This is a genomic window from Limnohabitans sp. (assembly GCF_017848645.1).
Lineage (GTDB): Bacteria > Pseudomonadota > Gammaproteobacteria > Burkholderiales > Burkholderiaceae_C > Limnohabitans_A.
Genome location: NZ_JAFEIF010000068.1, coordinates 1 through 15,510 on the forward strand (window position 1 = coordinate 1; position 15,510 = coordinate 15,510).

General features: G+C 62.7%; 14 protein-coding genes. 6 read left to right on the top strand and 8 right to left on the bottom strand.

All coding sequences use genetic code 11. The annotated features are described in order from the left end of the window. Positions 1 to 174: 174 nt before the first annotated feature. From QZ190_RS14290 to rsmA, 3 genes are read left to right on the top strand one after another with little or no spacing between them, the layout of a single operon-like run. Positions 175 to 2,559, top strand: a complete 2,385-nt coding sequence (locus QZ190_RS14290; RefSeq protein WP_291917434.1) for an LPS assembly protein LptD — start codon at positions 175 to 177, stop codon at positions 2,557 to 2,559. Beyond that, the gene (locus QZ190_RS14295) at positions 2,552 to 3,913 is read left to right on the top strand and encodes a peptidylprolyl isomerase (protein WP_291917437.1); all 1,362 of its coding nucleotides are present in this window, start codon (positions 2,552 to 2,554) and stop codon (positions 3,911 to 3,913) included. Before QZ190_RS14290 ends, QZ190_RS14295 begins: the two co-directional genes overlap by 8 nt. Continuing rightward, positions 3,910 to 4,689, top strand: coding sequence for a 16S rRNA (adenine(1518)-N(6)/adenine(1519)-N(6))-dimethyltransferase RsmA (gene rsmA / locus QZ190_RS14300; protein ID WP_291917440.1), 780 nt, complete (start codon positions 3,910 to 3,912; stop codon positions 4,687 to 4,689). The genes QZ190_RS14295 and rsmA overlap by 4 nt, the downstream gene beginning before the upstream one ends. Before the next feature lie 88 nt (positions 4,690 to 4,777). Here rsmA and QZ190_RS14305 read toward each other — a convergent pair whose 3' ends face one another. The 7 genes from QZ190_RS14305 to QZ190_RS14335 form a co-directional block, all read right to left on the bottom strand. Then, positions 4,778 to 4,981 (bottom strand): hypothetical protein, encoded by a 204-nt coding sequence (locus QZ190_RS14305; RefSeq protein ID WP_291917442.1) that lies wholly within the window; start codon positions 4,979 to 4,981, stop codon positions 4,778 to 4,780. Then, the gene (locus QZ190_RS14310) at positions 4,960 to 5,385 is read right to left on the bottom strand and encodes a barstar family protein (protein WP_291917444.1); all 426 of its coding nucleotides are present in this window, start codon (positions 5,383 to 5,385) and stop codon (positions 4,960 to 4,962) included. Before QZ190_RS14310 ends, QZ190_RS14305 begins: the two co-directional genes overlap by 22 nt. A 31-nt stretch (positions 5,386 to 5,416) precedes the next feature. Beyond that, positions 5,417 to 5,830 (bottom strand): ribonuclease, encoded by a 414-nt coding sequence (locus tag QZ190_RS14315; protein ID WP_291917447.1) that lies wholly within the window; start codon positions 5,828 to 5,830, stop codon positions 5,417 to 5,419. Between the two features lie 154 nt (positions 5,831 to 5,984). Then, complete coding sequence (locus QZ190_RS14320) at positions 5,985 to 8,288, bottom strand: NADP-dependent malic enzyme (RefSeq protein WP_291917450.1); 2,304 nt, start codon at positions 8,286 to 8,288, stop codon at positions 5,985 to 5,987. A gap of 211 nt (positions 8,289 to 8,499) precedes the next feature. Then, entirely contained in the window at positions 8,500 to 9,093 is a 594-nt protein-coding gene (locus QZ190_RS14325; protein WP_291917453.1) for an MOSC domain-containing protein, read from the bottom strand. 7 nt (positions 9,094 to 9,100) lie between these two features. Beyond that, positions 9,101 to 10,492: an aminopeptidase P N-terminal domain-containing protein gene (locus tag QZ190_RS14330; protein ID WP_291917456.1), complete on the bottom strand. Its 1,392-nt coding sequence runs from the start codon at positions 10,490 to 10,492 to the stop codon at positions 9,101 to 9,103. A gap of 83 nt (positions 10,493 to 10,575) precedes the next feature. After that, entirely contained in the window at positions 10,576 to 11,295 is a 720-nt protein-coding gene (locus QZ190_RS14335) for a nucleotidyltransferase family protein (protein WP_291917517.1), read from the bottom strand. A 200-nt stretch (positions 11,296 to 11,495) separates the two neighbouring features. On the opposite strand from QZ190_RS14335, the gene QZ190_RS14340 reads away from it, so the two are divergent. Continuing rightward, positions 11,496 to 12,590 (top strand): aromatic ring-hydroxylating dioxygenase subunit alpha, encoded by a 1,095-nt coding sequence (locus tag QZ190_RS14340; RefSeq protein ID WP_291917459.1) that lies wholly within the window; start codon positions 11,496 to 11,498, stop codon positions 12,588 to 12,590. A 14-nt stretch (positions 12,591 to 12,604) separates the two neighbouring features. Here the strand turns inward: QZ190_RS14340 and asd are convergent, their stop codons facing one another. After that, positions 12,605 to 13,468 carry an archaetidylserine decarboxylase gene (asd, locus tag QZ190_RS14345; protein WP_291917462.1) on the bottom strand — a complete coding sequence of 288 codons (864 nt, stop codon included), beginning with the start codon at positions 13,466 to 13,468 and terminating at the stop codon, positions 12,605 to 12,607. 93 nt (positions 13,469 to 13,561) lie between these two features. On the opposite strand from asd, the gene QZ190_RS14350 reads away from it, so the two are divergent. Further along, positions 13,562 to 14,491, top strand: a complete 930-nt coding sequence (locus QZ190_RS14350; protein WP_291917465.1) for an ATP-binding cassette domain-containing protein — start codon at positions 13,562 to 13,564, stop codon at positions 14,489 to 14,491. A 2-nt stretch (positions 14,492 to 14,493) separates the two neighbouring features. Further along, positions 14,494 to 15,300 (top strand): ABC transporter permease, encoded by an 807-nt coding sequence (locus tag QZ190_RS14355; RefSeq protein WP_291917467.1) that lies wholly within the window; start codon positions 14,494 to 14,496, stop codon positions 15,298 to 15,300. Positions 15,301 to 15,510: the final 210 nt, after the last annotated feature.

The following is a 15,510-nucleotide window of genomic DNA, read 5'->3' on the forward strand; positions in this document are numbered from 1 at the left end:
GGGTGGGATGGCTCATGGATAATCCCATTTTACAAAGCCCACAACAGGCGCTTTGCCCTTAGTTCTCGCGTGTCCCAACCCTGCTCCTTCGCCGTGCCCCTTTTTCCCGTCCCTTGCTCGCAGCCCCCAGTTGCCCATGTCCCTTTGCGGGCGGTGGTGTGGGCGGTCCTGTTCGTGGTCCACGGTCTCATGATGGGCGGTGCGGTGGGTGTGGCGCAAGCCCAAACCCAGACGCCCACGCAGGCCGCAGCCCCTTTGCCGGGCCTTGTCTTGCGCAGCAGCCCCCTACTGGAAGAAGCCATCTCGCCGCGCCAGGAGCAAGAGGGGGCGGTTTACCTGCAAGGCCAGCGACTGCGCGTGCGCCCCGATCTGGACGTGGTCATTGAGGGCGAGGCCAGCCTGCGCAAGCCGGGCGTGAGCGTTCAGGCCGGGCGACTGTCTTTTGACCAAAGCCAGGACGTGGTCGAGGCCACAGGGCAGGTGCGCCTGAGCCGACCGGGCAGCTTGTTGACCGGCCCCCAGCTCACACTGCAGATTGACAGTTTCCAGGGCACGCTGACGCAGCCTACGTTTGAGCTTTACAAAAGTGGCGCCTATGGGCAGGCGGCGCAGATCGATTTTGTCGATGAACAACGCGCCATCGTGCGCGAGGCCAGTTACACCACCTGCAGGCGCACGCCCGGGCCGGAGTGGTTGCCGGCCTGGGTGCTCAAAGCCACCCGATTGAATCTGGACGAAGAGGAGTCCACCGTGCGGGCCGAGGGGGTGCAATTGCGCTTTCAGGACGTGCCGGTGCTGGGCATTCCCGCCGTCTCCTTTCCGATGACCAGCGAGCGCAAGTCGGGCCTGTTGCCGCCTGTGGTGGGCATCACCACCAACAATGGCGTGGAGCTGGCACAACCCTATTATTTCGACATTGCGCCCAACCGCGATGCCACCGTGACCACCCACCTCATGAGCAAACGCGGCGTGGCGGTGGACACCGAGTTCCGTTATCTCGAGAGCGACTACAGCGGCCAGGCGCGGCTGAACCTGATGCCCACCGACAGCCTGCGCGACCAGGCTCGCTGGGGCTGGTCCAGCCAGCACAATGGCAGTCTGGACACGGGCTTGGACAGCGTAGGGCGCATCGGTCTGGGCCTGAACCTGAACCGGGTCAGCGACGACAACTATTGGCGAGATTTCCCGCGCTCGGGTCTGGCCTTGACCCAACGTTTGCTGCCCTCTACAGGGGTCCTGAGCTGGGGGCGTGGGAACCTGAGCATGAGCGCACAGGTGCAGCGTTGGCAAACCCTGCAGGACATCAACGCGCCGATCACCCCCCCCTATGACCGTGCACCCCAAATCGGGCTGCGCTACGGGCAGTGGCAGGCCGATGGCCTGGACTGGTCGGTGCAGGCCGACACCACCCGATTTGAGGCCAGCTACGACCGCATCCCGGTGGCCAGTACGGCGCAGCGCCCCGTGCCCCGCAATGGCGAGCGCAGCTTTGTGCTGGGGCAAGTCAGCCGCCCCTGGATCCGCCCTTGGGGCTTTGTCACACCCAAACTGCAGCTGCATGCCACCCGTTACCAGCTCGACCAGCCGCTCGACTCGGGCGAGCGCTCGGCCAACCGGGTTCTGCCCACCTTCTCGCTGGATTCGGGCCTGGTGTACGAGCGCGAGACCCAGTGGTTTGGTCGGGGCGTCACGCAAACCCTGGAGCCGCGTGCTTTTTATGCGCGCACACCGTTTCGGGACCAAAGCCTTTTGCCGGTGTACGACACGGGTGCCACCGATTTCAATTTGTCCACCATCTACAGCGAAAACGCCTATGTGGGCCACGACCGTCTGGTGGACAACGATGCCTTGACCTTGGGCGTGACCAGCCGGTTTTTTGATGCGAACAACGGTGCTGAAATGCTGCGTGTGGGCATGGCCCAGCGCATCCGTTTTTCTGACCAGCGTGTGGTGTTGCCCGGCCAGAGCGCTGCCGCTGCTGGCCTGAGCGACTTGTTGCTCGGCGCGGGTGTGCGCTGGGATGACCGCTGGGCGCTGGATGCCACGGTACAGGTCAACAGCCAGACCGACCGCGTCAGCCGCAGCACCTTGCAAGGCCGCTACAGCCCCAGCCCTTACCGGGTGCTGAATGCGGCTTACCGTTTGAACCAGGGCGTGAGCGAGCAAATTGATTTGGGTTGGCAATGGCCACTGGGGGACTTGCTGGGGCGGCGCGATGCGGCCGCAGAAAGCGCCTGGACCCGCACCCCCGGCCAAGGCCTGGGGCCGGACCGCTGGTACAGCGTGGGCCGCCTGAACTTCAGCCTGACCGAAGGCCGCATGGTCGACAGCCTTTTGGGGCTGGAATACGATGGTGGCTGCTGGATTGGGCGCATCGCTTTCGAGCGCATCCAGAGCACCGTGAGCACCGCCACCAGCCGCTTGCTGTTCCAGCTTGAATTCATTGGACTGGCCCGTGTGGGGGCCAGTCCACTCAATGCCTTGCGCAACAACATCCCCCGTTACCAGAACTTGCGAGACTCTACCGTTGAACCGAGCCGTTTCCAGCACTATGAATAAACAACTGTTTCCTGTCCGCGCCTTGTGGGCCGCCTGCGCCTCGGTCTGCCTGGCTGCGACCTGGTTGCCACAGAATGTGTCGGCCCAAAGCCCGGCTTCTACCGCTGCGCGCCCTGTGGCCATCCGTTCGGTCGACTTCATCGTGGCCGTGGTCAACACAGAACCCATCACCAACCAGGAAGTGCAGACCCTGAGCGCGCGCCTGCAACGCGAAGCGCAGGCCCAAGGCCGACCACTGGACGCCCCCGAGGCCAAGCGGCTGGCGCTGGAGCAACTCATCAATGACAAGGCCCAGATCCAGCAAGCCCGCGACGCGGGCATCACGATCGATGAAGAGGCGCTGGACCAAGCCGAGGCCAACGTGGCCAACAACAACCAGCTCACGCGAGAAGCCCTGCGCCAGCGTTTGCAGCAAGACGGCGTGGCCCTGAGCAGCTTTCGCGAGCAGCTGCGCAACCAACTGTTGCTCACACGCGTGCGCGAGCGCGAGGTCGAAGCGCGCATCCGCATCAGCGACATCGAGGTCGAGCAGTTCTTGCAAGAGCAACTCAAGGCCCAAGCCGCACGTGCCCCGGTGGAGCTGAACCTGGCCATGATCCTGATTGCCGTGCCGGAGAACAGCACCGAAGAACAAATCAAGCCGCTGGAGGCCCAGGCGCGCGATGTGGCCCGGCGCGCACGCAGTGGCGAGAACTTTGCCGAGTTGGCCAAATCCTTCTCGCAAACGGCTGATCGGGGGGCCAACGGCGGGGCCTTGGGCTTGCGCCCAGCAGACCGTTACCCCGAGCTGTTTGTACAGGCCATTGCGGCCGTGCCCGTGGGCGGGGTGTCCGAGGTGTTGCGCTCTGGGGCCGGTTTTCATGTGCTCAAAGTGCTGGAGCGCCAGCAGGCGCCTGCCACCTTGATGGTCACGCAAACCCGTGCGCGCCACATTTTGCTGCGCCTCGGCCCGCAGCTCACCCAAGCCAAGGCGCTGGCGCAGCTGAGCGCCTTGCGCCAGGACATCGTTTCGGGCAAGGCCGATTTCGCCGAAGCGGCCAGGCGGTTATCGCAAGACGGCAGCGCGGCCCAGGGTGGTGATCTGGGCTGGGCCAGCCCCGGCATGTTCGTGCCCGAGTTCGAGCAGACCATGAACCGCCTGCGCCCCGGTCAGGTGGCCGAGCCGCTGGTCTCGCGTTTTGGGGTGCACCTGATCGAGGTGACCGATCGGCGCGATGCCCCCATGAGCGATGCCGAGCAACGTGCGCTGGCGCGCAACGTTTTGCGTGAAAAGAAACTCGACGAAGCCTATGTGGCCTGGGCCGAGGATGTGCGCGGCCGCGCGTATGTGGAGATGCGCGAGTCTGCCCAATGAAGCACATTGCCCGCAAACGCTTTGGCCAACACTTTCTGACGGACGGCGGCATCATCGATGCCATCGTGGACGCCATCGCTCCGGTGGCCGGTCAGCCCATGGTGGAGATCGGCCCCGGTCTGGCGGCGCTTACGCAGCCCCTGGTCGAGCGCCTGGGCCATCTGACGGTGATCGAGCTCGATCGCGATCTGGCCGTGCGCTTGCGCGAACACCCGCAACTGTCGGTGGTCGAGTCGGATGTGCTGAAGGTCGACTTTCGGGCGCTGGCCGCACAAATGCTGGCCAAAGCCACGGCGGCCCCTTTGGGCAAAATTCGCGTGGTCGGTAACCTGCCTTACAACATCTCCACGCCCATCCTGTTCCATTTGCTGGCGCAGGTGGACGTGATCGAAGACCAGCATTTCATGCTGCAAAAGGAAGTCATTGACCGCATGGTGGCCAAACCCTCCACCTCGGACTACAGCCGCTTGTCGGTCATGCTGCAGTGGCGTTATGACATGGCCAATGTGCTGTTTGTGCCGCCCGAGAGTTTTGATCCGCCCCCGCGTGTCGACAGTGCTGTGGTGCGCATGGTCCCGCTGGCCCAGCCGCCCGCGGTCAACGTCAAAACCCTGGAAACCCTGGTGCAGGTGGCCTTCAGCCAGCGCCGCAAAATCTTGCGCAACACCTTGGGCAAGTGGCTCGACGAAAAGGGCTTTGCCGGGGAGTTTGATCTGCAGCGTCGCGCTGAAGAGGTGCCAGTGTCCGAGTTCGTGGCCTTGGCCCAGGCTGTCTGACGCGTTGGGGCAGCGCCGCGCCAAAGAAAAAGCCCGTCGAAGACGGGCTTTTTTGCGGCTTGCCGCTGGGTCGCGGCTCAACGCGGCATCAGGCGGCTGCGAGCCAGTAACCTGCGTTGAATGGGCTGCTCATGCGCAGCGCCAAGGGCGAGACGTCCACCAGTTTGTCGGTGGGCATTTTTTCGCCGTCTTCGATCGATTCGGCCATCACGGCGTCCTCGGTTTGTGCCTCAATCGCCCGTCCTGCTTGGCTGTTTTGCGCAGAACGGGCTACAGAAAAGAATAGAAGCATCGGAAGGGTATCTTCCGGTCTCCCCAGTAATCGGCCGTGTCGCGGAAGATGTCCAGCAATTGCTCGCGGGCTTCCTTGTCAAACTTGGCATGTGCAGGAATTTGCTCCAGCACCACGATGAAGCCAGGCTGCGGGCCCGACTTGTGCAAAGGGTCGGTCATGCAGTCGTACAAGGCATCGAAATTCTTGCCAAAGTGCGAGGGCAATGTGAATTGCGCACCAATGAGGTCCAACACGTCTTGTTTGCTCTGGGCTTCGGCCAGGTTGGCATACAAAAAGTGGTGGCCCAGGCCTTGGGCGGCTTCTTGCAGGTCGCTCACGCGGTAAGCGCGAATCGACTGCACGATGTTCGACCGCACGCCCTTCAGGGGCGTCTCTTGGTCTTGACGTGTCGGCATGTCCATCTCCGTGGTCTTTCTTGAGAACTAAAAAAAATCAGGGTCTGTCAACGATCAGGCGAAAGCTCGCGTAATGGTCTTCGGTGTAGTAACAGGCTTTCGGTTCTGTCGGCACCGGGCCGCCGCAGACGATGCGACGGGCTCCACGGTGACGCACGCCGGGTGTCCTGACGGTGTATTCGCGGTAGAAACCCCTTGCCTCACGTGGCAAGAGCCGCTCGCGATTGCCAAAAACCGTACCGTCCTTTTCGTAGGGAAAAGGACCGCCCTTGCGGATTTTTTGGTAGGTTGTCTGGCCCTCACGGGGCAAGTCAGTGACCAACAACGTGGCCTGAGCTTGCACCTCTTGGGGTGAACGTGCCTGCACCAAAATTGTGCATGCCAGCAAAATAAAGCCCATCAGCATGGCGAACCACCACCGACGGGCCAAGGCTTGTTGCGCCACCCTCATGAATACACCTTTCAGGAGCATCCGGGTTTACCCGAAAACTCGAAGGCGCTAGTGTGTATCAAATGCGATAAAAATGCAAGCGAATGCCCATTAAACAGGCAAAGACAATTTGTTCATTTTGAACACATGTGAGTGCACACACCTGTTGAATGGGTCAACGCGCCGCGTTGGCGTCGGCCACGGTGAGCGCTGTCATGTTCACAATTCGGCGCACTGTGGTGCTGGGCGTCAAAATGTGCACGGGTTTGGCTGCACCCAACAAGACCGGGCCGACGGCGATGTTGCCGCCCGCCGCTGTTTTGAGCAGGTTGTAAGCAATATTGGCCGCATCGATGTTGGGCAGAACCAACAAGTTGGCATCGCCCACCAAGCTGCCGTTGGGCATGATGGCCTGGCGTGCCGCGGCGTCCAGGGCCACATCGCCGTGCATTTCGCCATCCACTTCCAGCCAGGGCGCGTTTTGGCGCAATAAGTCCAGCACATCGCGCATCTTGATGGCGCTGGGCTGGTTGGACGAGCCGAAGTTGGAATGCGAGAGCAAGGCCGCCTTGGGCTGGATACCGAAGCGGCGCATTTCTTCGGCGGCCATGATGGTGAATTCGGCCAGTTGTTCGGCCGTGGGGTCGTAGTTCACATGGGTGTCCACCATGAAGACCTGGCGACCCGGCAGCATCAAGCCGTTCATGCAGGCGAAGGTGTTCACGCCTTTGCGCTTGCCCACCACCTGGTCGATGTAGTTCAGGTGCATCGGGTTGGTGCCCCAGGTGCCGCAGATCATGCCGTCCACATCGCCTTTGTGCAGCAACATGGCGCCAATGAGCGACAAACGGCGGCGCATTTCGATCTTGGCGATCTGCTGGGTGACGCCCTTGCGCTCGGTCATGCGGTGGTAGGTCTGCCAGAAATCGCGGTAACGGTCGTCCTGTTCCACGTTCACCACGTCGTAGTCCAGCTCTTCTTTCAGGCGCAGGCCGAATTTTTCGATGCGCTCGGCGATCACGGCGGGGCGGCCGATCAGCGTGGGGCGGGCAATGCCTTCGTCCACCACGATCTGGGCGGCACGCAGCACGCGCTCTTCCTCGCCCTCGCTGTAGGCGATGCGCTTTTTCAAGGCGCGTTTGGCGGCCGTGAAAATCGGCTTCATCATGGTGCCGGAGGCGTACACAAAGCCTTGCAGGCGTTCGCGGTAAGCGTCCATGTCGGTGATGGGGCGTGAGGCAACGCCGGATTCGAATGCGGCTTGCGCCACCGCCGGGGCGATCTTCATCATCAGACGTGGGTCAAAGGGCTTTGGAATCAGGTACTCAGGGCCAAAAGCCAGAGGCTCGCCCACATAAGCGGCGGCCACGACTTCGCTTTGCTCGGCCTGCGCCAATTCGGCAATGGCGTACACGGCAGCGATTTCCATCTCCAGCGTGATGGTGGTGGCTCCGCAGTCGAGTGCGCCCCGGAAGATGTAGGGGAAGCACAGGACGTTGTTGACCTGGTTGGGGTAATCGGTGCGGCCTGTGGCCATGATGGCGTCATCGCGCACGGCTTTGACGTCTTCGGGGTTGATCTCGGGGTTGGGGTTGGCCAGCGCAAAAATCAGCGGCTTGGCAGCCATGGACTGGACCATGTCTTGTTTGAGCACACCGCCTGCCGACAGGCCCAGGAACACGTCGGCACCGGCAATCACTTCGCGCAGGGTGCGGTGCTCGGTTTTTTGTACGAACTGGATCTTGTCTTCGTCCATCAGCTCGGTGCGGCCTTCATAGACCACGCCCGCCAGGTCGGTGACCCAAATGTTTTCACGTGGAATGCCCAGCTTGACCAACAGGCCCAGGCAAGCCAAGGCCGCTGCGCCTGCGCCCGAGGTGACCAGCTTGATCTGCTTGGGGTCCTTGCCCACGACTTTGAGGCCGTTCAGGATGGCCGCACCCACCACGATGGCGGTGCCGTGCTGGTCGTCGTGAAAAACCGGGATCTTCATGCGCTCGCGCAGCTTGCGCTCGATGTAGAAACAATCCGGTGCCTTGATGTCTTCGAGGTTGATGCCGCCAAAGGTCGGCTCCAGCGACGCAATGATCTCGACCAACTTGTCCGGGTCTTTCTCGTTGATCTCGATGTCGAACACGTCGATGCCCGAGAACTTCTTGAACAAGACGCCCTTGCCTTCCATGACCGGCTTGCTGGCCAGCGGGCCGATGTCACCCAGGCCCAGCACAGCGGTGCCGTTGGTCACCACGCCCACCAGGTTGCCCCGGCTGGTGTACTTGAAGGCGTTGGCCGGGTCTTTGACGATTTCTTCGCACGGTGCGGCCACGCCGGGCGAGTAGGCCAAGGCCAGATCGTGCTGGTTGACCAGCTGCTTGGTGGCTGCGATGGCCACTTTGCCGGGGGTGGGGAACTGGTGGTATTCCAGGGCGGCTTTGCGCAACTGGGCGCGTTTTTCTTCGGCTTGGACCTTGTTGGTCATGGTGAGGCTCCGTTGTAGGGATGTGCTGTCAGGTCTGGCCGGGTTCGGCAACCAATGGGAATGGCAAAGGATTTGTCAACATTCAGGGCGACAGTCGGGCGGTATTTTCATTGTAGACCCGCGATTCAAGCCTTTGAGCCCGGGTAATGCCCTTCTCAAGTGAGTTGGCTTTTGACTTTTGCGCACAAATGAGGGCCGAAATGGCAACTGATCAACGCAGATGCTTCCAGGCTTTGTGCTGCAAAGCCTGCGCCACGCTGACCGAGCGTTGCCCTGGGATGATTTGAAAAGACGCACCGGCTTGCAAACGGCCCGGTTGGTCCACCGCCAAATAAAAGCCGCAGCGCCCGCTTTGCACCATGTCTTTGGCGGCCTGGGCGTAACCCATGACGGCGTTGAACTTGCCGCAGGGCTCGCGCGGCTGGGTCACGCGCAAGACCACGTCGCCAAAGTCCAGGCGGTCACCCACAAAAAGGTCTTGTTCGCGCACGCCTTGAAGGCTCAGGTTTTCACCCAAATAGCCCGGTGCCAAAGCTTCTTCAAACATCGTCGCGCCCTGCGCCTGGCGCTGGGTCTGCCACCAAGGCAGATGCTCCGAAGGCAAGGCGTACACCGCTTTGCGCAGGCCCCCATGCACCGACAAGTCGGCTTGCTCGTCACCGGCCAGGCCCAGCACCCCGACCTCGATGGGACCAGAGACCGTGGTTTTGCCAATGGCCGACACCAGTCTGCGTCCACCCACCATGAGGGGGCGCACCTGGCCGGTCTGGATGGCGAGCAATTGCCCGGATGCGTGCGGCAGCATGGGCCTTTCAGCCGCGCATCAAGGCTTCGATCTCGTCGGCCTTGACCGGCACACCGCGTGTGATCAGCTCGCAACCCGTGGCGGTCACGATGGCATCGTCTTCGATGCGGATGCCGATGTTGTGGAATGGTTCGGGCACGCCGGGTGCCGGGCGCACATACAAGCCCGGCTCGATGGTCAGCACCATGCCGGGCTGCAGGATGCGGCTGGGGCGGTCCTTGATGAGTTCGCCACTGAGCGGGTCCTTTCGCTCACTGATCTGGCCCACCTGCGAGGGCTCCACATAGCTGCCGCAGTCGTGCACGTCCATGCCCAGCCAGTGGCCGGTGCGGTGCATGTAGAACTGGAAATAACTGCGGTTGGCGATCACGTCTTGCGCATTGCCCACCTTGTTTTTGTCAAGCAGGCCCACATCGAGCAGGCCCTGCGCCAGCACGGCCACGGTGGCCTCGTGCGGGTCGACAAAACGGGCACCGGCTTTGGTGGCGGCCACGGCGGCGTCTTGCGAGGCCAGCACCAGGTCGTACAAGGCGCGTTGCGGCCCGGTGAATGTGCCGTTGGCCGGGAAGGTGCGGGTGATGTCGCTGGCGTAACCGTCCAGCTCGCAACCGGCATCGATCAACACCAGATCGCCGTTTTGGATCAAGGCGGTGTCGGCACGGTAATGCAACACGCAGGCATTGGCCCCGCCCGCCACGATCGAGCCGTAGGCCGGGTACTGCGAACCGCTTTGGCGGAACTCGTGCAGCAACTCGGCGTCCAGGTGGTATTCGCGCACTTCTTGCCCCGCGCGCAGCCTGGCCGCGCTGCGCTGCATGGCGCGGATGTGGGCGCGGGCGCTGATGGCGCTGGCGCGGCGCATGATGTCCTGTTCGTGTGCGTCTTTCACCAGGCGCATCTCGTCGAGCAGGCTGCACAGGTCGCGCTGCTGCTCGGGGCACAAAGCGCCGTAACGCACCCGCGCGCGCACCGACTGCAGCCAGCCGTTCACCAGGCTTTCCAGCCCGGTGTGGATGGCAAACGGGTACCACACGGTGCTGCGGTTTTCCAGCAGTTTGGGCATGTGCGCGGCCATCTCGCCGATGGGCAAGGCCCGGCTCACGCCCAAAGCAGCGGGTGCCGCGTCTGGCCCCAAACGGATGCCGTCCCAGATTTCGCGCTCCAAGTCTTTGGGCTGACAAAACAGCGTGCACTCGCCCTCGGCCGTGATCACCAAACTGGCGTGCGGCTCGGTGAAGCCGGTCAGGTAATAAAAGTAACTGTCGTGCCGGTACAGGTAATCGCTGTCGCGGTTGCGCTGGCGCTCGGGCGCGGTGGGGATGATGGCAATACCGCCAGCGCCCAATTGGGCAGCCAGGCGGGCACGGCGTTGCGCGTAAAGCAGGGTGGTGTCGGTCATTTGGAGAACAGTCCCATAAGAAGACGCCATTATGTTCGTTCCCCTTGGGAGGCGAATGTCCACACAGTCACTCGGGTGCCTGTTCAGGTGATGCCGCCGTTGAGTTGCGACAGCCGCTCAGGCGTGCCCACATCGGTCCAGTCGCCGTCATACACCTCGCCCGACACCTGGCCCCGGTCCATCGCTGCGCGCAACAAGGGCGCTAAGGCCAGCGCCACGCCCCCGGGGTTGCCAGGGGGCAGGCCGCAGTCGGCAAAAAAAGCTTTTTTATAGAGCGCAACGGTGCTGAAGGTGTAAGCGCAGCCGGGGCTGCCTTTGGGCAGGTTCAGCACCTGACCCTCTGCCGACAGGCCAAAGTCGCCACCCGGGTTGTGTGCAGGGTTGGGCACCAGCCAGAGGTGGGCCAGGGCAGTGCTGGCGGTGAAACGCTGCACGGCATGCTGCGTGAACACCCAATCAGGCGCAAACACGTCGCCTGCCACCACCCAGAACACCTCATCGAGCTGTGGCAAGGCCCGCACGATGCCGCCAGCGGTCTCCAGCGCACAGCCAAAGTCCTGGCCTTCGTGCGAATAGCGGATGTGAACTTCTGGTACGCCGGGCCACTGGATGTGCTCACCCAAGTGCGCTGGAAACTGCTCGCCCAGCCAAGCGGTGTTGACCAGCTGTTGCACAAAGCCGCCCCGGGCCAGGGCCTGCATGGGCCAGTGCATGAGCGGCTGGCCGCGCACGCGCAGCAAGGGCTTGGGGGTCTGGTCGGTCAGGGGGCGCATGCGCTCGCCGCGACCGGCGGCCAGCACCATGGCCTGTGCGGGTGGTCTGGCGCTGAGCGAGGTGGCTGGTGATGGCGCTTGAGAGGGGTGGGTCAATGAAGTCGGCATCCCCGGATGTTGCCACGGCTGCAGGCGCTCTCGGGACAGCCCCAGCCAAATGCCGCGGCCTAAACTGCAGCGTACAGGCCGTTCGCAGCGGATGCGCCAGGCCGCCCCAGGAGACTGACCCCATGACACGCCCCCACATCAGCGTCATTGCCGCCGCACAAAACGCCGCACAGCGCCTGGCCGATCGCCACACCCCTTTTGTCATGAACGACTGGTACGTGGCCGCCTTTGGGGAGGAGATCAAGGACCAGTTGCTCTCCCGCACGCTGCTGGGCCGGCGTTTGGTGTTTTACCGCGCCAGCGACGGCCGCGTGGTGGCGCTCGAAGACCGCTGCCCGCACCGCTCCATGCCGCTGTCAGCCGGCACGCTGGAGCAAGACACCATCGTGTGCGCTTACCACGGCCTGCGTTTCAACACCGAGGGCGACTGCATCGAGGTGCCCTCCCAGTCGACCTGCCCCCCCAACATGGGCATCCGGGCCTACCGCACCCTTGAGCGCGGCGCGGTGGTCTGGATCTGGATGGGGGAGGCCGAGCAGGCCGATGCGTCCAAACTGCCCGCGCAAGACTGGATGGCCGACGCCCAGTGGGAGCGCTCGCAAGGCTATTTGAGTTTGCAGGCCAACTACGTGCGCCTGCACGAAAACCTGCTGGACTTGACGCATTTGAGCTTTTTGCACGCCAAAAGCTTTGGCACACCCGATTACGCCAAGGCCGCCTTTGAAAGCGTCATCGGCGATGGCCAATTTGCCTTGCTGCGCAACGTGGTGCCCACCACCTTGCCGCCCGTGTGGGGCATCCCGACCGGTTTGACAGGCCAGGGCCAGGCCGCCCGCATCGTGCGCTCCGAATTCCGCAGCCTGGGGCTGCACGAGGTGTCGGTCACTTTTTACGATTGCCACTTACCCGAGAACACGCGTCCGCAGTTTCGCATCCGCACCGCCCACATGCCCACACCCGAGACAGCCACCAGCACGCATTACTTCATCGTGCACGGGCGCGACTTTGCGCAAGATGAGCCGCAAACCACCCGCTTCATGCACGACCAGTTGTTTGTGGCTTTTCAGGAAGACGTGGACGGCCTGGCCCTGCAGGAAAAGGCCTTGGCCAGCACCCCGGCCGAGGATTTGTACGAGTTTTCTGTGGCCGCCGACGCCCCGGCGGTGGCCATGCGCCGCTACGTGTTGGCGCGCCAGCAAAAAGAAGCCAAGGCCTGACCGAGCCCCGCTGTTCAGCGCAAAGCGCCCATGGCCTCGCCCATGACGATGGGGCGGGTCGGTGTCCAGTCGGGCTTGAACTGCATCACCCCGCTCGGGAACAGCATCACCACGGTGGAGCCGAGCAAAAAGCGCCCCATCTCCTCGCCTTGCGCCAGGGTGATGTTGCCCATCTCGTAGGTCCATTCGCGCACCGTGCCCGGGCGCGGCGGGTTGACCACGCCGTGCCACACGGTGGCCATGCTGCCCACAATGGTCGCGCCCACCAGCACCATCACAAAGGGGCCGTTCGCGCTGTCAAACACACACACCACCCGCTCGTTGCGGGCAAACAGGCCAGGCACGCCGCGTGCCGTGGTCGGGTTGACCGAAAACAGGTCGCCCGGCACGTAAATCATGCGCGTCAGACGCCCCGCGCAAGGCATGTGGATGCGGTGGTAGTCGCGTGGGCTGAGGTACAGCGTGGCAAATTCGCCGTTGTCAAACTGCGCGGCCAGCGCCGCATCGCCGCCCACCAGGGCGCGGGTGCTGTAGCCGTGGCCCTTGGCCTGGAAGACCTGGTCGCCCACCACCGGGCCGCACTGGCTGATGGCCCCGTCCACCGGGCTCACCAAGGCCGCGGCTGCGATGGGCCGGGCATCGCCCCGCAGGGGGCGGGTAAAGAATTCGTTGAAGCTCTTATAGCTGGCCGTGTCAGGGTTGGCAGCTTCGGCCATGTTCACGTTGTAGCGCTTCACAAACCAGTTGATGATGCCCGTGGTTGCGCCGCCCCATTGGCTGCCCGCCACCCAGCCGGCAAAGGCGGTCAGGGCTTGCTTGGGAATCAGGTACTGCGGCAAGACCGCCAGGCGGTCCGAAAAAGAAGGGGAACTTGACATGAAGGGGCCGCAGGCGCGGTGCAGAAGAAGGCTTTGATTTTATCGGTCACCTGCCCAGCTGCTCAGGCATGCGGTCAAGGGCACAATCCGGGCATGAACACCCCCTTGCTTTCGGTCGAACATTTGGTCAAGCGCTACGGCGACGCCACGGTGGTCAACGACCTGTCTTTCCACATCAACCCCGGCGAATGCCTGGGCGTCATCGGCCCCAATGGTGCGGGCAAAACCACCACGCTGCGCATGTGCCTGGGCTTGTCCGAGCCGAGCAGCGGTCAGATCCGCTACTTCGATGGTCTGCAAATGCCGGGTGACGCCCTCGCCATCAAAGCCCGCTTGGGCGTGGTGGCGCAATCGGACACACTGGACCCGGACTTCACGGCCGAAGAAAACCTGCTGGTCTTTGGCCGCTACTTTGGCCTGCCCGACGCCGTGATCCGCGAGCGCATTCCGCAGCTGCTCGAATTCGGGGCCCTCAGCCACAAAGCCAAGGCCAAACCCGGCGAGTTGTCGGGCGGCATGAAGCGGCGCCTGAGTTTGTCGCGAGCACTCATCAACCACCCACAACTTTTGATGCTGGACGAGCCCACCACGGGCCTCGACCCGCAGGCGCGCCACCTCATGTGGGAACGGCTGCAGGTTTTGCTGCAAGAAGGCAAGTCCATCTTGCTCACCACCCACTTCATGGACGAGGCCGAGCGCCTGTGTGGACGGCTCTTGGTGCTGGACCAGGGCCGCAAGATCGCCGAAGGCAAACCCCGCGACCTGATCGCCGAGCACCTGGAGCCCGAAGTGGTCGAGGTGTTTGGCCAAGGCGCTGTGGCGCTGGCACAAGAAGCCAGCTTGAAAGCACTGGCAGGGCGCGTCGAGGTGAGTGGCGAAACCGTTTTCTTCTACACCCAGGACAGCCGCGCCCTGATGAATGCGCTGCAGGCCTGGCCCGCCATGCGCACACTGCACCGCCCTTCCAATTTGGAAGACCTGTTTTTGAAATTGACCGGACGCCAGATTCGGGAAGAAGGCTGATCATGAGTCAAATCCAAAACAACATCTGGGCCGCGCCGCGCCTGTCCATGCGCTGGTGGCCCGTGTTTCAGCGCAACTGGCTGGTCTGGAAAAAACTGGCCATCCCCAGTCTGGTGGGCAACATCGCCGAGCCGCTCATGTGGCTGGTGGCCTTTGGTTACGGCCTGGGTGCTTTGGTGGGGCAAGTGGAACTGGACGGCGAAAAGGTGCCCTACATCCTGTTTCTGGCCAGTGGCAGCATCTGCATGAGCGCCATGAATGCGGCCACCTTTGAGGCGCTGTACTCGGCGTTTTCGCGCATGCATGTGCAAAAAACCTGGGACGGCATCATGAACGCCCCGGTGCGGCTCGATGATGTGGTGCTGGCAGAAATGCTCTGGGCCGCGTTCAAGGCGCTGTTCAGCGTCACGGCCATTTTGGTGGTGATGCTCGCCCTGGGCATCAGCCACAGCTGGAAGCTGCTGGTGGCCTGGCCCGTGCTGCTGGGCGTGGGCATCACCTTCAGCTGCATGGCGCTGATCTTCAACGCGCTGGCCAAGGGCTACGATTTTTTCACCTACTACTTCACCCTGTTCCTCACGCCCATGATGTTCCTCTCGGGCATCTTCTTCCCGCGCGAGCAACTGCCTGGTTTTGTGCGCGCGATCGCCGACTGGCTGCCGCTGTCGGTGGCGGTGGACCTGGTACGGCCTATGTTCCTGGACCGCTGGCCTGACGAGCCGGTGCGTCTGGTGGGGGTGTTGGCGGCGTTTGCGGGGGTGTCGTTTTGGGTGGCGCTGGCGCTGACGCGCAAGCGTTTTCGCAGTTGAAGTCTTACGGGCGTTGATTTGAGTGCCACAAGATAAAACGCGGGCCCTGTTGCCCGCGTGACAAGCGGCCTCAATTTTTGAAAAGACCGTCTGAAAAAAGGGAATTTAATTTATTTCAAAAAAAGAGGGAATTTTTTTCACCGGTTAGTGTTTGAATTTCTCAAAAAAGAAGGGTTTTTACCGAGATGCATGTCCTGGCGTTGACCTAAA